This window comes from Mesobacillus sp. AQ2, from assembly GCF_030122805.1.
In the GTDB taxonomy this organism is placed as follows: Bacteria; Bacillota; Bacilli; order Bacillales; family Cytobacillaceae; genus Mesobacillus; species Mesobacillus oceanisediminis_A.
The window spans coordinates 1,314,782-1,332,740 of record NZ_CP126080.1 but is presented as its reverse complement, the minus strand read 5'-3'; the positions used below and the strand labels follow the sequence as shown (position 1 = coordinate 1,332,740).

Here is a 17,959-nt window from a genome sequence, read left to right as displayed (position 1 = left end):
AATATGAAAATGGGAGATAAAAATTATACTATGAAAGAAGCGATGATGTTTAGCCAGAGAGTTGCCCAGTTAAGTAAAGCCCTTTGGAAGTCTGTCGAAAAGGATTGGCAGCAATGGATAAAGCCATTCGACCTGAATATCAATGAGCATCATATTTTATGGATTGCTTATCACTTGAATGGTGCTTCGATTTCTGATGTAGCCAAATTTGGCGTGATGCATGTATCCACTGCCTTCAACTTTTCTAAGAAACTTGAAGAACGTGGCTATCTAAAGTTTTCCAAAAAGGAAAGCGACAAAAGGAATACGTATATCCAGTTAACCGAAGAAGGCGAAGGCGTATTGCTCGCTTTAATGGAAAGCTACGAACCTGATAAGAATGCAGTTTTTTCAGGTGCTATGCCCTTAAAGGAACTCTATGGAAAATTCCCTGATATTATTGAAATCATGGCGATTGTCAGGAATATTTATGGCGATGATTTCATGGAGATATTCGAGAAATCATTCTCGAATATTGACAGAAAGTTTACAGACGAGGACGGAACGCTTAAAAAGATCGATCCAGCTGAGAAGGAGTATGCTTAAGATAGACAAACACAGTTTCGCTCCGTAAATAGAGGAAGGGATTACTTCCAAGATACACTAGCATTGTTCACTTCCTCTGGCTGAAAAACGGTTTCGCTTTCAGCCGACAACATCCTATAAAGCGGTTGTAAAAATGAATCCTTCCGCTTTTTGTTCTTCCATTTAAATGCTCATTATCTCACATTTCGAAAAATTCAAACTTTATATTATCTTTGCAATGAATTTAAAAAATTCATTCTCACCCTCCACTAACTTACTAATCATCCGCTTTATAAAAAACTATCTTTTTCCTTGAATATTTGTTATTGTATTTAAGATAAAAAGATTGATAAGGAGGGATTCTTCGATGATCTCCATTTTATTTGTGTTTGTCCTTTTTGCAGCCTTCATTCTTTTCTATATAAATAAGCTAACAGATTCCCTCTGCATCCAGAAGGAAATCCCGGAAGACAAACATGCTAAAATTTTCAGGACGATCAATATCCTAGTTACAATTTTGCTTATTTCATCTTTCGTTGAAATTTTGTATACGTGACTACATACGAAAAGCGTAAGCGCCGTGGTCAACTTCGACAAGCGCTGGAGGGCATGACAGTGAAGTCGTTCTTTGACTTCATTGGCAGGACCGAAACCGAAAAGTATAGCCGACTGTTCAGAAACGCAGAAACTGGAGAGTCCGACAAAGAAGCGCTTTTTGCTTCTGCCGACGGAGTTGAAGTTTCTGCGTTTCTAGGAGGCGACACTAGCCAAGCGTCTCGAGGTGCTAGGCGCTGGAACTAGACATTTCTTGAAGTTGAAATCATAAAATACTATTAACATAAATTAAGCGGTGAGGACATCCTCACCGCTTTTTATTTTCGGTCTCCACAAAGACTATTTTTATTAATCAGGCATGCAGAAAGCATCGCCTCATCAAATCTTACAGCCAAGATGCACCGATGATGATTAACAGAATGAACAAGACAACTAGCAATGCAAAGCCGCCGCCGTATCCAAAGCCTCCTCCAGACATTGAGGTTCCTCCTTTCTGCTTTAAGAACTTGCTTTAATAACATGTGTCAGAAATATGGGGGACGAGAGCACCCCCATACTCTACTCAGAAATTAAAGCCAAGCTGCACCCACGATGATTAACAGAATGAATAACACGACAATTAACGCAAAGCCGCCGCCGTATCCTGCACCCATATTAACACCTCCTTCCAAAGTGGTTATGATATCTTATTCAAGCAAGTTCATTTCCGCATAGGCAGTTATCCTGCTTTCCATGCATTTTGTTGTTTAAAGGTAAGCTGCACCAACAACAATCAGCAAAATGAACAAGACAACTATCAAGGCAAATCCTGAATTATAGTGGCCCATGACAAATACCTCCTTTTTCTCTTCCTTACATCCTATGCACATGTGAACAAACGGTATAGATATCCGCCCATCCCTCCAGAATAGTAAAATAAATCCAGTGTTTATTTTTTGTGGAAAATTAAAAATATGGTATAGTAGACTTTGTGGATAAAAACGGCCACTCGAATTTTCTTTTTAGGAGTTGTTCACCATGAAAAAAATGATCATTTCCCTCACGGTTGCGGCCGGAGTCATGGGATTAGGCGCATGCAGTAATGATAATGCAGATTCTTCTGAAGTAATCGTTGAGTCAAAAGCAGGTAATATTACTAAAGAAGAACTTTATCAATCAATGAAGGAAAAATATGGGGAGCAAGCGCTCCAGGAAATGCTTTACCAAAAAGTTCTTTCAAAGAACTATAAGGTAACTGACAAAGAAGTTGAACAAAAAGTGGCCGAGCTTAAAGAAGAGCTAGGAGATAACTTTGAGCTAGTACTTCAGCAGAACCAGCTTAAGGATGAGGAAGAGTTAAAAGCAGTGCTTAAAGACCAGCTGCTTATGGAAAAAGCAGCCCTTAAAGATGTAAAGGTTAGTGAAGCAGAGGTCAAGAAACGTTATGAGGAGTACAAGCCTGAAATCAAGGCGAGCCACATCCTTGTAAAAGATGAAGCGACTGCTAAGGAAGTCAAGAAAAAGCTCGATGAAGGCGCGAAGTTCGAAGACCTGGCGAAGGAGTATTCTCAAGACCCTGGTTCAGCTGCAAATGGCGGAGACCTTGGGTTCTTCGGACCTGGCAAAATGGTTCCTGAATTCGAAGAGGCTGCCTATGCTCTTGACGTGAATGAAATCAGTGGACCTGTCAAATCACAGCACGGCTTCCACATCATCAAGGTCACAGAGAAGAAAGAAAAAGAATCATACGATAAAATGAAGGACAAATTAGAGTATGACCTAAAGCTAGCACAGCTTGACTCTAATAAAATCCAGGAAGTACTGAAGCGTGAGCTTGACAAAGCAAATGTTAAGATCAAGGATAAAGACCTTAAAGGCGCTGCAGAGTTCCCTGAAGCAGAAGCACCAACACAGCCATAATTAGACAGGCTGATCTCATAAAAAAAGCACTGGCTCCGAAATTCTGGAGCCAGTGCTTTTTTATGCTTCTGCCGAATTTTCACGTCGTTCTTTTTCCCGCTCGAGCCGTTTCATATAGAGCTCGCCCTCTCGTTCAATGCTTTCCATTTCTTGTTCTCTTTCCTCTTTTCCTGTTTTGACCGCCATGAACGCGCTGAATACGATCCCTGCTGCGACTGCTATTACCCAGATTGGAATTGACATTTTTCATACCCTCCATTTAAAGGTTGTCCAAATTGAACTCTTACAGAAAACATATGTGGCTTTAATTAAGAATATGCCATTGCCGCAGAAATTAGCGTTGATAGTTAAAGACGGTTATAACCTTTATCCCCTTCAATGAAGAAGAAACCCCTGCACAGTTTGGCAGGGGTTTAGATTCTTACTTATGGAATACAGGCTTATAAAATGACCGGTTATCAAGTGCAAACACTCTTTCAGAAAACTCACCTGGTTTCACCCTTGAAAGCGCTCGGTCGAGCATGTTCATTTTCGCATCGAGATTATCGATATAATGCAGGATTTCCGCCTCTTTGATCATCGGAGGTTTTGGACTGCCCCATTCTGCTTTGCCGTGATGACTGAGGACCATATGCTGAAGGATCATTACTTCTTCACCTGAGATCCCCAATTCATCCGCTGCCTTGCCAATTTCGTTGACCATGATCGATATATGTCCGAGAAGATTGCCTTCTACTGTGTATGTCGTTGAAATAGGTCCGGAAAGCTCTATGACTTTTCCGAGATCATGAAGGATGACTCCAGCGTACAAAAGGTCCTTATCAAGACTCGGGTAGAGTGTTGCGATTGACTTTGCTAGGTCCAGCATGGAGGTCACATGGTAGGCAAGACCTGATACAAATTCATGATGATTCTTTGTCGCTGCCGGATACTCCATGAATGCGTTCATGTTCTTTTTCAATAAATGTCTGGTGATTCTCTGGATATTTGGATTTTTCATTTCGAAAATATATTGCGTAAGCTTGCTGCTCATTTCGTCCTGGCTGACAGGAGCTGTTTCAAGGAAATCCGAGAGTTTTACAGAGTCAGCTTCGGAAGCCGGACGAATTTGCCTGATCTTCAGCTGATTACGCCCCCGATAGTTCTGGATGTCCCCCTGTACCTTTACAATGCTTTCGGCAGCATACATCGTTTCATCTTCCGGTGAAACATCCCATAGTTTCGCCTCGATGTCTCCGCTCTGGTCCTGGAGGATAAGTGTCAAAAATGGCTTACCATTGCTGGCAATCCCTTTTGACGAGTGTTTTACCAGTAAAAACAGCTCAACCTGTTCCCCTGTTTCGTGATTCAAAATTCCTTTATTCATCGTTAACCGCCCTCTCCTCTCTGCAACAGTATAACATACAGAATCTATTGTTCTGATTCTCTGACCCTGCTATTTTAAACTGTATTTTTGCTTGTTTCTCCCATATGCACAATTTCATTACCTGAAAAATAGTCCAAAAGATGGCGATGGCATGTAAATATCAAAATCTGGTTTTGATTGCTCATTTCCCTAAGCAGTTGGATCACGCGGGCTGTCCTCTTATGATCAAAATTGACAAAGCTGTCATCAATGATGATCGGAAATGGATAACGGTCATGATGCACAGCGGCAAGTGCCAGCCTGATCGACACATATACTTGTTCTGCCGTCGCCTGGCTTAGCTCATTCGCTTCAAATAATGCATGATCCTCCCTTTCTATCAGAAAACCGCTGCCAGAAGGCTGGGGTATGATTTTCCCATAAACGCCATCTGTCAAAATCGATAGGAAACTTTCTGCCTTGGCAAGCATCCTCGGCATCCGTTCTTCTTTATACCGCCCGATTGTTTTCGAGAGCATGTCCCCGGCGACTGCAAACTTTCCCCATTCCTTTGCATCTTCAGCAAATTCATGCTGCAGCTGCCGATATTTATGGAGAAGTTCGCTATATATGCCTCCCTCTTCGATTATCTTCATCTTATGCTTCACATCAGCAATGGAATCAAACTGCTGCGTCAGATCCCGCTTGCACGCTTCCAGCTTCACTGAATTTCCCTCTATTTGTTCCTCAAGCGAAATGCCTGTCAGGATTTTCTCCCTGTCCTCTTCGCTTATGCCCGAAGCGAACAATTGATGAACGATATCCTCATGCCTTGCTGACCAGCCTTTCAGCAGTTCAGCATTTTTCGCTTTCAGCCTGAATTCATCCTCACGCTCCGTATCAGCCTGAGCCAATAATCCTGCCTTCTCTTCGCTTAAGATCAATTCTTCCTTTTCAAGTGCAGCGAGCTCTTCTCCAAGCTCAGCCAGTTTTGCTTCCAATTCACGATATTCCGTCTGCTGCTCCAATGCTTCACGCAAAGCCCGCTTCAATAACCCTGCTGCTTCCACTGGAGGAAGATTGACATTTTGCAGAAAACGCTCAGCAAGCACTTTAAGGCTGTCTTCCATATCTTTCAATGATAGGGTAACTTTCTTCAGGTTTTCTCTTGTTCGCTTTCGATCACGGAAGTATTGTTTTTGCTTTTCCAGTAACTGAAAAGCATCCAATAACTTTATTGGACCGTCAATCTCTTCCAGTCCGAATTGCCTCAATAATTCGCCCTTTTTCTGGCTCAAAGAGACGTTATCTGCTTCCCACACTTCAAATTGCTGAACAACCTTTTCAAAACGTTGCTGCTGCTGCCCAATCTTAACTTGCCGCTCGCGGTGGAGAAGCTGTGCTTCTTCGTCCTTCGCCAACAGGCTCTTAATTGAAAATAGATTGCCTCCCGGCTGGCTGTTCAAAATTTCTTTCAACGACCTTTCCCGCTCAATCAACTTTGACAGGAACACTGCATCCGCAGAATGGTCTCCTTCTGTATCATCTGCTGACTTGAGCAGCCCAACCGCCAGAAAAATCAAGCCGGCAACCCCTACACCAGCCAAAAGCCAAGTTCCATTAGCAATTCCCCAGATTAAAACAATGAGGAAGATTCCCCCAAGAAGGAGCGATTGCTTACGTGCATTCTTTTGTTGCTTTTTATTCCTGGTTTGCTCTGTTGCCTCCCGGGCTTTGACTCCTTCAATCTGGTCTGTGACATGCTGCCATTCAGAACGGATTCTCTCTCTATTTTCAAGCAGGTCCAGTTCTTTCATCAGCTGATTGCGCCTAACTTCATCAAGCAATTGTCCTTTTACGGTATCAGCATGTTCTTCCAGTTCCGCGAGTGCGCGTTTTTCCTCGTCAAAATCTTCTTCCAGCTGCAGTTTCTTATCACTTGATCTCTGTTGCGCCTGTTGCAGTTTTTCAACCTCATCCTTAATAAAAATGCTCGTGTTGATATCCTGTATACTTTCTTCGTCGAAATCTGCATGGAGCTGGTCATTAATCAAGCTGATTTCTTCGGATATTTCTTCAACTTTTGATTCTAGCAGTCTTTTTTCCTGATTTAGCTGATCATATAATGGAAGATTCTCGACCCGGGCGTTGATTTCCGTTTCCATCCCAATCAGTTCGAAGTCCGGCCTGTTTTTTTCCAAATCAGCCTGACCCTTTTGCTGTTTTTCTTTCAGTGTCAGTATTCTTGTATGGATTTGCTTAAGCTTCTCGTCCAATTTCTCAAGTCGGTTAAGGCCGTCTTCCGGAAAAAATGATTGATCCAGCTCCTGGATTTTTCTCTCTAATGCAGCAGCTTCAATGACAAGCTTTTCGTTTCGCTTGTATTCACGCAGCTTCACTCCTATTTGCTCCAGCCGGCCAATTTCGCCCTCGAGCCTGGCTATATTGTTTTCAAGTTCTTCTTTATCTTTCACCCACTGTGAATACTGATCATTTTGCTGCTCAGCATTTTTTAGCGAAGCCTGGACTTCCTTCAGTTCCTTCATTTTTTCATTTAACAGAGGCCGTCTCCCGCCTGGTTTGAAACGCTGCTCCATTTCCTTTAGCAGATAGCTTTCAGTATTGAAGAGTTTATCCGTACCAATCGTTCCCGCAGAAAATAAATATCTGCCGAGATCTTCCCCCTTCAGCGCATGTATATTTTGCAGTCCATGAACATTAAAAGAAAAGATCGCCTGAAAGATGCCTTTATCCATTCTTTTCAACAGATCCTTCAGCAGCTCTTCCCCACCGATTGTCCCATCTTCAAGCGATACAGTTACATCCCCTGCGGCCTTTCCTTTCACCCTTTCGATGACCGCGACTCCTCTTTCAGGAAAAAAGGCTTTAATCTTCCCACCATACTTAGGGTTATTTTTCGGCTCATAGCGGATTTCTGAACTCTGCCTGGCCGGGAAACCGAACAGGATACTGTGGATGAATGACATGATCGTGGACTTTCCAGCTTCATTTTCGCCATAAAAAACCTCAAATCGATCCATCGACTTGATCACATAATCCTCAAGCTTGCCGTACCCGTATATATGCAATTCAATAAGCTTCATCACATTGCCTCCTTTCACTATTTTTCCAGCATCTGCCGGAGCAGGAGATGCTCAGCATCCTTGATCAGCTGTTCTTTTTCGTTTTCAGACAACACATCCAGATGCCTTCGTGCCTGACTGTGCCGGAATAATGGAGACAACGGTTCATTTAAGTCGCCATACTGTTCAATTGTCCTGAATAATTCCTCATAAAAATCACTTTGTTTAATCAAGTTCCCACGATCAATCACAAGTTCTTCTGAAAACCGGAGCCTGTGGACCCAGACAAAAGAATCCTCTTCCTTTTCATTCTCCTGGAGCAGTTCAAGCAATTCACCACTGGCTATTTTATCGATGACATCTGTAAGATTGGAATTAAGGCGTTCTATGTGGATATCAAGCAAAACTCCTTTTCCTTCTGTTCTTTTACCATCAATGGCTGCGAGGCATTGGTCATAAAGGATATTGAATCCCACAGCCTCCTGGGCATCAATCACCAGTTCATCCCAGATCACATCAGCGCTTTCAATGAAAGAAACTTCGGAACCTGTGTCTGTCAATTGGACAATCGCAGCCCCCTTGTCTCCCAGTTCCTTCCTATTTCGTCCCTGAGGGTTACCTGGATAGACAGTATATGGCTGTTCAGATAAAACCGCTCTTTTATGAATATGGCCAAGGGCCCAGTAATCATATCCTTTGCCGATAAGATCCCCTAACCTGAAGGGTGCGTATTTTCCATGGTCACTGGCCCCTTCAAAATGTCCATGAAGCAGCCCAATGTGAAAGTCAGCGCCATCAGACTTCTTATATTTCTCAATCCACCGTTCCATTACATGTCTCTCCGGATAGCTGAAACCGTATAAATGGACGAGTGTGCCATCATCTTTGCTGAAGACGGCTGTTTCCACCTGATCATTAAAGAAATGCACATTGTCAGGAAAATCGATTGTAATCGAGCGGGATCCAAGATGGTCATGGTTCCCGTGTATCGCAAAGACCTTGATTCCTTTTTCGCCAAGCCTGGCCATTTCATTTCGGAAAAAAGCCTGGGCGCGAATGCTCCTGTCTTCAGAATCATACAGATCCCCGGCGATTACAACAAAATCCACTTCCTGTTTGATTGCTGTATCCGTAATATTGCTCAATGCTTTAAAAGTGCTCTCCTGAAGCCGGTGAAAAATGGCTTTGGGCAGATGCCTCAGGCCGACCATCGGGCTGTCCAGATGGAGGTCGGCTGTATGTAAAAACTTCACCTGTTTCATTGGAATATTCCTTTCCCCTCATATTTAAGTTTATTTTACCATTCCAAAAATACGAATGCACGTTCTTATACCGATTGCAGCAAAAAAACTGCAGTCCTTTCGAGAACTGCAGTTCAGCTTTAACCAAGATAGATTGTATCCAGCACTCTTTCTTTGAATTTCCCATTTTCCAGACTTACTTGATAGGCTTTTGCCTCCGTCCTTGAACTCACAACCCTGAGCAGTTCTTCACCGATAAAATGCAAAGCCGCGCTATCATCGGCTGCGAACCCGCCAGCAATCTTCCCTGAAGCGACAAATTGTTCATAAGCCGGACGCCGTTCCGCTTCTCCATCATAATGGGGGCAATTGCTTCCTTTTAAAAAGCCAAGGCTCTTCAGCGGTTCCATGCCGTCTCCATAGGAATCCGTCACACCTTCTTCAAACCAGCAAATCGATCCAGCACTGACTCCTGCCATGATGATGCCCTGCTCCCAGGCCTTGAGCAGGATGCTATCCAATTCCCATTCCTTCCAAAGCGCAAGGAGATTCTTTGTGCTGCCTCCCCCGACATATATAATGTCCTGACCCATCACAAAGGCTTCCAGGTCTCTAGACGGCGGTCTGAATAAGGATAGATGCGAAGGGATGCATTCATGTGATTGGAAAGCGGTATAAAATCTCTCAATATAACCATCCGCATCCCCGCTTGCAGTAGGAACAAAGCAAACCTTGGGCTTCTGTTTTTCTGACTGGCCAAGTATATATAAATCTAATAGCGGGTTCTCCGGTTCCATTGAGAATCCCCCGCCCCCCATTGCAATGATTTGTTTCAACTCGCACACTCTCCTTCATTTAAATGGATAATTAACATTAATGAATATCATTAAATATTCAACCAGGCATATCGGAATTCCTGTATTAAAAAACCGCAATCCAAAATGAATTGCAGCTTTTGTCCGATTATTCGTTTCTCGTTAACTGAAGCGCCTTTTTAATATCCTTAAAGGAATTCGATTTACCGTACATAAGCACTCCTCCCCGGTATACCCTTGCACCAAATACGGCAAGGAAAGCAATTGTCGCTACCAGGATGCCGATTGAAAGGGCAATTTCCCAGAAAGGGATATTGAGCATTCCTACCCGCAGGAACATCAGCATCGGCGAGAAGAACGGAATGAACGATGTATATTTTACGAACGGTGCCTCAGGCTGGCCTAAGCCAAACATCGCCATCATGAATCCGGCGACCACAAGCAGTGTCATTGGCGTGATCATTTGCTGAACGTCTTCGATCCTGCTTACGAGGGAACCCAGGAACGCAGCCATTGTCGCATACAGGAAATAGCCTAATATGAAGAAAATCACTGCGTAAGCAATCGTGCTGCCCGCTACATTTCCAAAGCCAAAAAACTCGAAGAACCCGCCTTCCATGTTCTCAAGATTCTGTTTGATTGAAAAATATCCGACTAACAGAAGGGCAGCGAGCTGAGTCAGGCTTAACAGCCCAATTCCGAGGATCTTCGCAAACATTTGTTTTATCGGCGAAACACTGGATATCATGATTTCCATCACTCGTGAAGATTTTTCAGTCGCGACTTCCATGGCGATCATGTTCGCGTACATGATGACGGCAAAATAAATGATAAAGAGCAGGACGTAGACAAGCCCTCGTGCCTGATTCAATTCCTCTTCTGTCTTGGCGTCTTCTTCCAAAGCCGCTTTTTCGAATTCAACCGGTGCATATAATTTTTCCAATTGTTCAGGCTCGATGTTGATCTGAGTGGAAGCAATAGCCGTTTTCAGCTGCTGCAATGCTGCCTGCAGGTCTGCAGGAATGGCAGAATCAGCAATGCTCATTGCTTTGTATGAAGCAGCCGGAAGCTCGTCGTCATTCAATCTTAATTCAAGAAGCCCCTTATATTTCCCTTCCTCCACTGCTTTCCTGGCGTTTTTTTCATTCCCATCGTACTTCTCCAGGACAAGTTCATCATTAATAATCTTCATCTGCTCTTTCAGGGGGTCATACAGTTTTCCGGTTCCATCAATCACCGCAATTTTGTCGGCGTCACCGCCCTTATTGAAAAAGTCGATAATATTGGTCATGTTGGTCAGTGCCAGCATAATTCCGACGGTCAGTATGGTCGTAACCAGAAAGGATTTTGTTTTAAGCTTGCTCATATATGTATGCTTGAGGATGATTAAGAAATTATTCATATGAAGCACCTACCTTCTCTATGAAAATATCGTTCAAGCTTGGCTCTTCAAGGACAAACTTGCGGATGAATCCTTTCCCTACTATCTCTTTTAGGATATCCTGCGCTGCTTGCTCACCGGTGATTTGCAGATGAATCCCCTCGGCTGTCAACTTTGACTTTGTCACGCCAGGATACTCCTTTAGGAAAGCTGTATCAAAATCCGCATGAATGACAAGGTTCTTTTTACCAAAGGATCTTTTGATCTCCTTTAGCGACCCGTGGACAACAGGGCTGCCTTTATGCATGATGCAAATATGCTCACACATTTCCTCCACATGCTCCATGCGATGGCTGGCAAAAACAATGGTCGTCCCTGTATTCTTCAATTCAACTACCGCTTCCTTCAACTGTTCAACATTCACAGGATCCAGGCCGCTGAATGGCTCATCAAGGATCAGCAGCTTCGGTTTATGGATGACCGCCGCAATGAACTGGATTTTCTGCTGATTCCCCTTCGAAAGCTCCTCTACCTTTTTATCTGCATATTCAGGAACCTTGAACCGGTTCAGCCAGTAATCAAGTTCCTTCAGGGCAGCCTGTTTCTGCATGCCTCTTAATCTGGCAAGATAGACAATCTGATCGCGGACCTTGAGCTTCGGATAAAGCCCCCTTTCCTCCGGCAGATAGCCAATAATGCTGCTGGTTTCATAATTGATCGGCTTGCCGTCCCATGAAATCCTGCCTTCTGATGCATCCAACAGGCCAAGGATCATCCGGAAGGTCGTCGTTTTACCAGCACCATTCGCACCGAGGAATCCGAACATTTCCTTTTCCGGAATATTTAGTGAAAGATTGTTCACCGCTGTAAAGCTTCCAAATCTCTTTGTGACACAATCGAGCTGCAGTACCATACTCGCTCTCCTCCTTCTCCATAAAAATACTACGATTTTTGAATGGAAATAGTTTCATATTCTGATGTTTTTTTGTTTTGCAAATTTGAAAAAATTATGCAAAAATAATAGTAATCATCTGAATTTTATAACAAAGGGGATTTTGTTATGGATACTTACAAATTGACAGCCTTTGAACCAAACGGGGAAAAACTTGTTGATGAATCGTTCCAGGCTGGGAACGATGACGAAGCAAAGGAAATCGGCGCCCGAATGCTTGAAGAAAAGAACTTAAGCGACAAAACACACCGCTGCACTTCACCAAGAGGAAAGTTGATATTGTTTCATCCATAAAAAAGCGAAGAGGAAAATTCCTCTTCGCTTCTTTATTTAGGCTCTTTTCTCAAACTTTGTTGCTATTGAATACAAAATTGGACTGAATTAGCTGTTTACCTTCGTAAAGAAGGTGCTTTTTATGAGAAAAGAGCATGTAAACTTCATACCGTCCTCCGAAATCGGTATATATTACGTTAAAATCGGCTTTAGGATTTTAACAACAATCTTTACGAAAACAGCCTTTATTTACCTTTGAAATTTGGCTTTCTCTTTTCGAGAAAAGCTTTGATCCCTTCCTGATGATCCTCTGTCTGACGCATTTTGGATTGTCCGTATTTTTCAAGTTCTAGAATTTTCAGTAATGAAGGGCGATTTTTTTCGGCAAGGATTTTCTTGGTTTTGACCATTGCCTGGACCGGTTTGTTCAGCCATTCCTGCACTTTCTGGTCGACTGCTGTTTTAAATTCATCTGCCGGTACTTCATCAACGAGTCCGAGACTGAGTGCCTCTCCGGCCGATAGTGTCTTGCCGTCCCAAATCATCTGCTTCGCCTTTGTTTCCCCCAGCCGCTCTTCCATGAAGAAGTGGCCACCGCCATCAGGAATCAATCCAATGCCAATAAAGTTCATCGCAATCTTGCTAGACGGCTCAGCGATAATGTAGTCCGTCGCAAGCGCAAGGCTGAAGCCCAGGCCAGCTGCAGCTCCTGTTACAGCGCTGATTGTTAACTTTGGCATGCTGTAAAGGGTGACAATCATGTCGTGAATATCATCCATCACATGGTAGAAATCGCTTTCATTTGCATTCGAAAGCATTGTCTTGATATCGCCGCCAGCAGAAAACGCACGGCCTGCACCTTTTATCACCACGATGTCAATTTCATCCGATTTGCAAATTTCTTTAAGATTCATCGTAATTCCCCTGATCATTTCCACATCCAGGGCATTCAGTGCTTCAGGCCTATTCAATTCAAGAACAGCTACCCGCCCGTCAATGCCTAACTTTACAGTGTCTGTTGAAAACTCAATCGCCACCTTCATCCCCTCCAATAAGTCCGTATATTTTTATTATATAGTGAGATGTTATATTTAAAAACCTTTTTCTCACTATTTAGACTTTTCTAAAGAAATTTTCTGGTCTCAGGCTGGAAAATCTCCTGTATTTTCCAGTTAGCGGAATTCCATATCTTTTTCACGGGATTATTGGGGAATTTCGCGGAATCCTTTACCTTTTTCTCGGAATCAACTTGGGTTTTCGCGGAATTCCATGGTTGAATAGCTTAATCATCCTTCTTTTACGCACAATCCCTCCTAAAAAAATGTCAAACCCATCAAAAAAGCTCCCGAAATAAACCCTTCGGGAGCTTTCCACGTTAAATCTTCGCTTTGTTGAACAATGAATCAAGAATTTCAATTTTTTTATCAGCATACTCTTCAAAACTGTCGTTATATGACTTCGGATCTTTAGGATTTGAAAACTGGGTGATCACGCCGGTATCCGGATCGATGAATTTGCTTGATGCACCGCAGCCAAGGCCGATAATCGTCTGCTGTTCTTCCATGATGATAATATTGTACAGGCTTTCCTGCCCTGGGAATGAATAGCCTACATTCTCCAGGTTTCCGAGAATGTTCTTCTGTCTGTATAGATAATATGGTACATAGTCCTGCTCTGTCGTCCATGTTTCGGCCATATTCATCATCTTTTCGATCTCGGCGCGGTCAGCGACTTTATATTTCTGCTTGTTCCTTGTCATTTCCGATGCTCTTTTAAAAGAAAGCGTATGGACTGTCAGTGATTCCGGCATCAGTTTCTTTGTTTCATCAAGAGTATGCGCGAATTCCTCCGTCCCTTCACCTGGAAGGCCGATGATCAGGTCCATGTTGATATTGTTCATCCCCATTTCGCGGGCGAGATGGAATTTTTCAATCGTTTCTTCCACCGTATGATGACGGCCGATTGCCTTCAATGTTTCCTGGATGTAAGACTGCGGATTGATGCTGATCCGGTCAATATTCCACTTCTTAAGCACTTCAAGCTTTTCAGGCGTGATCGTATCAGGACGGCCAGCTTCGACTGTTACTTCCCTGATGTTTTCGACATCTGGAAATGATTGATGGACCTCTTCATAGAGCATGTCCATCTCTTCCGCTGTTATTGAAGTTGGCGTGCCGCCTCCATAATAAACAGTCGTGATTTTCATATCATTTTTCTTCAGCCAATCACCAATTTTGCGAACTTCATAGTGGAGGCCGCCCAGGAAGGAATCAACTGAACCTTGACGCCCATTGATCGCGTAAGCCGGGAACGTACAATATGCACATTTCGTCGGGCAGAAAGGGATGCCAATATAAATGCTGACACCATTTTTCAAATCGTACAAATCTGGAAGGACAGCAAGCTGACGGTCCACAATCTGCTGCATGAGCTGGATTTTCTCATCTGAAATCAGGTACTGCTCCTTCAGTTCTTTATGTGCTGTTACTTGCTCTTTTCCTTCACGAAGTTTCTTGTGCAGAAGCTTTGTTGGGCGTACACCTGTAAGGATCCCCCACTTCTGGATGATACCTGTCCAGTCCTGCAGCACTTTTAAATAAGCTCTTGAAACAACGGTTTTAAGCAGTTTGAATTCTTCTTTTTCGCTTAGGCCTGCTGGCACTTCTTTATCGGCATGCACTGAAAAAACGTCTTCATTCTTAGTTGTCAGGTCTGCTTTTACAAGGATAGTACCTTCAGTTTGAACCTCAAATTCTATTGTCGCATCAAATTCTGAACCTGTTTCTCCCAGAACCACTTCTGATTCCTCAAAAAACAGATTCGCAATCAACTCCAGCGGCCTCTGAAACCTTTCATCATCTATACCTTTTATATGAATTCTCATGTAACCTCACCTTTTCAATTAAACATGCTTCAATAAGTGTAATAGAATTATGATTCCCTGGTCAAGACAGTGCAAAAGCTACCAGTTTTCGGCTTAGGCCCGACTTAGTATCATTTATTTTCCTTAGAAAAAAGATATATTCCTTAATTCAGCACTTATATTCCGAAAAAAACTCATATATTCCTTAATTCAATGCTTATTTTCCGAAGAAAACTCATATATTCCTGAAACTCATGAAAAAACAACAAAAGCATGCCTGATTTTCAATCATCAGGCATGCTTACTATTTTCACATTTTTATAATATTCATTTTCCGCAGGAACTCGATTGGCTGCTGTTTGCGGAAGTGTTCCTTTACCATGTAGCTGACGCCATGCTGGTTGTTTGATCGGGTCACCCAGTCCGCAGCCTTCTTCACTTCTGGAGATGCGTTCCCCATTGCGACTCCCAAACCGCATGCCTCAATCATATCAATATCGTCTGTGCCGTCGCCAATTGCGACCATTTCTTTCAATGGAATGCCTAGATGCTCGCCCAGCTGGATCAGGCCGTTAAGCTTTGACACGCCTTCTGGCATGATATCGAGTCGATAGTCATTCAACCTGGAAAGTGAGACTTCTGAGAACATCCCATTTATCGCCTGCTGTGCATCTGCCAGGTCTTCTTCATACTCGAAGTAGACTTCGATCTTTGGCGGTGATACCGGGTCATTGACAAGTGTCTCGCTGATAGAATCAGTGAATTGCTGTGAATAGAAAATCGGATCACCTGAAGTGAATACCGTTTTGGCCAGCAGATTATGATTCAATTTATACTTATTAGCCAGCGAAAACTTTTCATGGACCAGTCTGATCTGACATGGAAAGCTTTCGAGGAATCTGACAAGCTGGAAAGTGACATCCTCTGGGATCCTTTTTTCAAACACAGGGTCACTGCGAAGGTCATGCGAAATATAGGATCCGAGATGGGTTACCAGCAATGAATTTATTTTCAGCGCTTTCGCCACTTTTTTGGCTGATGGAAAGCTTCTGGAAGTTACTAGAGTCACGTAAACTCCCTTTTGCTGGACGTACTCGATTGCATCCCTTGTGGATTTATGGAGCCTTTCATTTGATTGGAGAATCGTGCCATCCACGTTAAGCGCAAGAAGACGGTAAATCATTTTTATGCCCCCATTTCTTCGGTGTTTTTGTCCTTATTTAACTTGTATGATAGAAAGCGAAAGAATAGAACAAGGGGGCAAACTGTAAAAAAAACTCCCGGCCATTGTCTGCCGGGAGTCCTTTCAATCTTATTGCTGCTGGTTCGGGTTTCCGTATAACTCTTCAAGAGGCTTCATGATGATCTGGTTAAGCTCGGAGATGACCATGCTCATTCTTTGCTCAGCTTCCATGAGCTTGGAAATCAGTTCATGCTGCTGGACAAGTGCAACAGTCTTTTGTGCCTGTTCTACTTCTTCCTGGGTAATTTGCTGTCCAGTCATCTGCTTTTCCTGAAGCTGCATCTGGATATTGCGGAAGTTCTCAAACATCGCTTTTGCCGATGGGTCGTTGTTCACAGCATCATAAAGTCGTTTCAATTCTGCGTATTCCGTACTGTTTCTGATTGCTTTTTCTAATTCGTAGGCTGAATCGTAAAGATTGACTGCCATTCAAATCACTCCTTCTCCGTTAAACACTCCACTACACTATAACAAACTATGTTGCTCAATGCCAAAAGTTCAGGTTACAAGAAAACTTCCCTTGCCATGAAAATCACCAATAACCACAACTATTCATAACATGGAATATGTGTGTTTGCCTATTTTTATGTATTGTTTCCTTATGCAGCCAAAAGAAAATGAGGGGAAGCTATGACGCCAGCTAAATTTGAAGGCCAATCAACACAGCCCGTCATCGCTTTGCTGACTGAGATAAAAGAAGACAGCGGACCGGACTTCGGCAAGGTCCATTCCTTTTGCGAAGAGCTCCACCAGGGAATTTCGGAAACAGGCGGAAGCTTCTATGTTTTTTCACTGAAAGGCTTTTCTGATGATGGAGTCGAGGGCTTTTTTTACGATCAGGATACCGAGGAATGGAAAAAGGGTTCCCTCCCCTTACCCAATGTCATCTATAACCGTGTCTCTTCACGAAGAACTGAATTCAGCAAAGGATTTAAGGGTTTTTTAAATAAATTGGATACTCTGGGAATAAAGATATTTAATCATCGCTTTCTTTCCAAATGGGAAATCCATGAATTTTTAATGATAGAGGAGCATTTGCAGTCCTTCATACCGGAAACACATCTTTACAGCGAAAGCATGCTTGAAAAAATGCTGCAGAAGTATGATGAATTGTACATCAAGCCCGTCCATGGAAGCCAGGGGCGCAATATCATTCAGCTCGTCCAATCAGAAGGGTTGGTCAAGGTCTCATTATCCTCTTTGCCGGCAAAGGACTTATCACCTTTTCAAAAAATTGGGGAGTTGGCACGCACAATTGCGCCTCTGGTCGAAAAAAGGCTTTGCATCATCCAGCAAGGGGTACAGCTGTCCGAATTGAATGGCCGTACAATGGATTTCAGAGTTCTCTGCCATAAAAATGCCCAGCAGTTCTGGAAGGTAACTTCAATTGTAGCCAGGGTTTCAGCCGAACAGTATTTTGTTTCCAATATTGCGCGCGGTGGCGAAGTCATGAAGCCTGCTCACACGCTGGCGTTGATTTTTGGAAAGGATCAGGCCCGTCATCAACTGGCACTGATGAAGGAGCTGGCACTGGAAACAGCCGAAACGATCAGCCGGCATGCCGAGGGACACAATGCAGAGCTTGGAATCGATATTGGAATCGACATTAAAGGAAGTTTGTGGCTGATCGAAGCCAACTCCAAACCCTCCAAGAATTTTGAGGAGCGCGGCTCTAAAATCAGACCTTCGACTAAAGCCATCATTGACCATTGTTATGGACTTTGTGAGCGCTAGTCCAAAAGGAG

Annotated in this window: 19 protein-coding genes; 5 read left to right on the top strand and 14 right to left on the bottom strand. The window is 43.2% G+C overall.

Features of this window, described 5'->3' with window-relative positions; all coding sequences use genetic code 11:
• Window positions 1-9 precede the first annotated feature (9 nt).
• Together QNH36_RS06615 and QNH36_RS06610 are read left to right on the top strand one after the other, a co-directional pair.
• Entirely contained in the window at window positions 10-585 is a 576-nt protein-coding gene (locus QNH36_RS06615) for an HTH-type transcriptional regulator Hpr (RefSeq protein ID WP_144474439.1), read from the top strand.
• A gap of 346 nt (window positions 586-931) precedes the next feature.
• Window positions 932-1,120, top strand: coding sequence for a hypothetical protein (locus tag QNH36_RS06610; protein ID WP_214705013.1), 189 nt, complete (start codon window positions 932-934; stop codon window positions 1,118-1,120).
• A gap of 384 nt (window positions 1,121-1,504) precedes the next feature.
• Here QNH36_RS06610 and QNH36_RS06605 read toward each other — a convergent pair whose 3' ends face one another.
• From QNH36_RS06605 to QNH36_RS06595, 3 genes are all read right to left on the bottom strand, one after another.
• On the bottom strand, window positions 1,505-1,597 hold the full coding sequence (locus tag QNH36_RS06605) for a YjcZ family sporulation protein (RefSeq protein WP_144474438.1): 93 nt from the start codon (window positions 1,595-1,597) through the stop codon (window positions 1,505-1,507).
• 91 nt (window positions 1,598-1,688) lie between these two features.
• Window positions 1,689-1,772 (bottom strand): YjcZ family sporulation protein, encoded by an 84-nt coding sequence (locus tag QNH36_RS06600; RefSeq protein WP_064503397.1) that lies wholly within the window; start codon window positions 1,770-1,772, stop codon window positions 1,689-1,691.
• Window positions 1,773-1,865: 93 nt separating this feature from the next.
• Window positions 1,866-1,946, bottom strand: a complete 81-nt coding sequence (locus QNH36_RS06595) for a YjcZ family sporulation protein (RefSeq protein ID WP_023615406.1) — start codon at window positions 1,944-1,946, stop codon at window positions 1,866-1,868.
• A 190-nt stretch (window positions 1,947-2,136) separates the two neighbouring features.
• Between QNH36_RS06595 and QNH36_RS06590 the strand changes: the two genes are divergently transcribed.
• Window positions 2,137-3,018, top strand: a complete 882-nt coding sequence (locus QNH36_RS06590; RefSeq protein ID WP_144474437.1) for a peptidylprolyl isomerase — start codon at window positions 2,137-2,139, stop codon at window positions 3,016-3,018.
• 60 nt (window positions 3,019-3,078) lie between these two features.
• Here QNH36_RS06590 and QNH36_RS06585 read toward each other — a convergent pair whose 3' ends face one another.
• From QNH36_RS06585 to QNH36_RS06555, 7 genes are all read right to left on the bottom strand, one after another.
• Entirely contained in the window at window positions 3,079-3,261 is a 183-nt protein-coding gene (locus QNH36_RS06585; protein WP_144474436.1) for a sporulation YhaL family protein, read from the bottom strand.
• Between the two features lie 178 nt (window positions 3,262-3,439).
• Window positions 3,440-4,384, bottom strand: coding sequence for a 3'-5' exoribonuclease YhaM (gene yhaM, locus QNH36_RS06580; RefSeq protein ID WP_144474435.1), 945 nt, complete (start codon window positions 4,382-4,384; stop codon window positions 3,440-3,442).
• A 74-nt stretch (window positions 4,385-4,458) separates the two neighbouring features.
• The gene (locus QNH36_RS06575) at window positions 4,459-7,467 is read right to left on the bottom strand and encodes an ATP-binding protein (protein WP_283904958.1); all 3,009 of its coding nucleotides are present in this window, start codon (window positions 7,465-7,467) and stop codon (window positions 4,459-4,461) included.
• A 17-nt stretch (window positions 7,468-7,484) separates the two neighbouring features.
• Window positions 7,485-8,708 carry a metallophosphoesterase family protein gene (locus QNH36_RS06570; protein WP_283904957.1) on the bottom strand — a complete coding sequence of 408 codons (1,224 nt, stop codon included), beginning with the start codon at window positions 8,706-8,708 and terminating at the stop codon, window positions 7,485-7,487.
• A gap of 119 nt (window positions 8,709-8,827) precedes the next feature.
• Complete coding sequence (locus QNH36_RS06565; RefSeq protein WP_144474432.1) at window positions 8,828-9,523, bottom strand: Type 1 glutamine amidotransferase-like domain-containing protein; 696 nt, start codon at window positions 9,521-9,523, stop codon at window positions 8,828-8,830.
• Window positions 9,524-9,650: 127 nt separating this feature from the next.
• Window positions 9,651-10,904 (bottom strand): ABC transporter permease, encoded by a 1,254-nt coding sequence (locus QNH36_RS06560; RefSeq protein WP_144474431.1) that lies wholly within the window; start codon window positions 10,902-10,904, stop codon window positions 9,651-9,653.
• On the bottom strand, window positions 10,897-11,796 hold the full coding sequence (locus tag QNH36_RS06555) for an ABC transporter ATP-binding protein (protein ID WP_251544611.1): 900 nt from the start codon (window positions 11,794-11,796) through the stop codon (window positions 10,897-10,899). Before QNH36_RS06555 ends, QNH36_RS06560 begins: the two co-directional genes overlap by 8 nt.
• A gap of 147 nt (window positions 11,797-11,943) precedes the next feature.
• Here QNH36_RS06555 and QNH36_RS06550 point away from each other — a divergent pair, with 147 nt between their 5' ends.
• The gene (locus QNH36_RS06550; protein WP_144474429.1) at window positions 11,944-12,129 is read left to right on the top strand and encodes a YhzD family protein; all 186 of its coding nucleotides are present in this window, start codon (window positions 11,944-11,946) and stop codon (window positions 12,127-12,129) included.
• Between the two features lie 224 nt (window positions 12,130-12,353).
• Here QNH36_RS06550 and QNH36_RS06545 read toward each other — a convergent pair whose 3' ends face one another.
• The 4 genes from QNH36_RS06545 to QNH36_RS06530 form a co-directional block, all read right to left on the bottom strand.
• Window positions 12,354-13,151 (bottom strand): enoyl-CoA hydratase, encoded by a 798-nt coding sequence (locus QNH36_RS06545; RefSeq protein ID WP_395883475.1) that lies wholly within the window; start codon window positions 13,149-13,151, stop codon window positions 12,354-12,356.
• A 332-nt stretch (window positions 13,152-13,483) separates the two neighbouring features.
• Entirely contained in the window at window positions 13,484-14,992 is a 1,509-nt protein-coding gene (locus tag QNH36_RS06540; protein ID WP_144474427.1) for a coproporphyrinogen III oxidase, read from the bottom strand.
• A gap of 289 nt (window positions 14,993-15,281) precedes the next feature.
• Window positions 15,282-16,154, bottom strand: a complete 873-nt coding sequence (locus tag QNH36_RS06535) for a Cof-type HAD-IIB family hydrolase (protein ID WP_144474426.1) — start codon at window positions 16,152-16,154, stop codon at window positions 15,282-15,284.
• Between the two features lie 129 nt (window positions 16,155-16,283).
• A complete protein-coding gene (locus QNH36_RS06530) occupies window positions 16,284-16,643 on the bottom strand; it encodes a YlbF/YmcA family competence regulator (protein ID WP_144474425.1) in 360 nt (119 codons plus the stop codon).
• 201 nt (window positions 16,644-16,844) lie between these two features.
• Between QNH36_RS06530 and QNH36_RS06525 the strand changes: the two genes are divergently transcribed.
• Window positions 16,845-17,948, top strand: coding sequence for a YheC/YheD family endospore coat-associated protein (locus QNH36_RS06525; RefSeq protein WP_144474424.1), 1,104 nt, complete (start codon window positions 16,845-16,847; stop codon window positions 17,946-17,948).
• Window positions 17,949-17,959 lie beyond the last annotated feature (11 nt).

What these genes read in the sequence shown, in the direction of transcription:
- QNH36_RS06615 (WP_144474439.1), top strand. Translation starts at nt 10, where the DNA reads ATGGGAGATAAAAATTATACTATGAAAGAAGCGATGATGTTTAGCCAG.
- QNH36_RS06610 (WP_214705013.1), top strand. Translation starts at nt 932, where the DNA reads ATGATCTCCATTTTATTTGTGTTTGTCCTTTTTGCAGCCTTCATTCTT.
- QNH36_RS06605 (WP_144474438.1), bottom strand. Translation starts at nt 1,597, where the DNA reads ATGTCTGGAGGAGGCTTTGGATACGGCGGCGGCTTTGCATTGCTAGTT.
- QNH36_RS06600 (WP_064503397.1), bottom strand. Translation starts at nt 1,772, where the DNA reads ATGGGTGCAGGATACGGCGGCGGCTTTGCGTTAATTGTCGTGTTATTC.
- QNH36_RS06595 (WP_023615406.1), bottom strand. Translation starts at nt 1,946, where the DNA reads ATGGGCCACTATAATTCAGGATTTGCCTTGATAGTTGTCTTGTTCATT.
- QNH36_RS06590 (WP_144474437.1), top strand. Translation starts at nt 2,137, where the DNA reads ATGAAAAAAATGATCATTTCCCTCACGGTTGCGGCCGGAGTCATGGGA.
- QNH36_RS06585 (WP_144474436.1), bottom strand. Translation starts at nt 3,261, where the DNA reads ATGTCAATTCCAATCTGGGTAATAGCAGTCGCAGCAGGGATCGTATTC.
- yhaM (WP_144474435.1), bottom strand. Translation starts at nt 4,384, where the DNA reads ATGAATAAAGGAATTTTGAATCACGAAACAGGGGAACAGGTTGAGCTG.
- QNH36_RS06575 (WP_283904958.1), bottom strand. Translation starts at nt 7,467, where the DNA reads ATGAAGCTTATTGAATTGCATATATACGGGTACGGCAAGCTTGAGGAT.
- QNH36_RS06570 (WP_283904957.1), bottom strand. Translation starts at nt 8,708, where the DNA reads ATGAAACAGGTGAAGTTTTTACATACAGCCGACCTCCATCTGGACAGC.
- QNH36_RS06560 (WP_144474431.1), bottom strand. Translation starts at nt 10,904, where the DNA reads ATGAATAATTTCTTAATCATCCTCAAGCATACATATATGAGCAAGCTT.
- QNH36_RS06555 (WP_251544611.1), bottom strand. Translation starts at nt 11,796, where the DNA reads ATGGTACTGCAGCTCGATTGTGTCACAAAGAGATTTGGAAGCTTTACA.
- QNH36_RS06550 (WP_144474429.1), top strand. Translation starts at nt 11,944, where the DNA reads ATGGATACTTACAAATTGACAGCCTTTGAACCAAACGGGGAAAAACTT.
- QNH36_RS06545 (WP_395883475.1), bottom strand. Translation starts at nt 13,151, where the DNA reads ATGAAGGTGGCGATTGAGTTTTCAACAGACACTGTAAAGTTAGGCATT.
- QNH36_RS06540 (WP_144474427.1), bottom strand. Translation starts at nt 14,992, where the DNA reads ATGAGAATTCATATAAAAGGTATAGATGATGAAAGGTTTCAGAGGCCG.
- QNH36_RS06535 (WP_144474426.1), bottom strand. Translation starts at nt 16,154, where the DNA reads ATGATTTACCGTCTTCTTGCGCTTAACGTGGATGGCACGATTCTCCAA.
- QNH36_RS06530 (WP_144474425.1), bottom strand. Translation starts at nt 16,643, where the DNA reads ATGGCAGTCAATCTTTACGATTCAGCCTACGAATTAGAAAAAGCAATC.
- QNH36_RS06525 (WP_144474424.1), top strand. Translation starts at nt 16,845, where the DNA reads ATGACGCCAGCTAAATTTGAAGGCCAATCAACACAGCCCGTCATCGCT.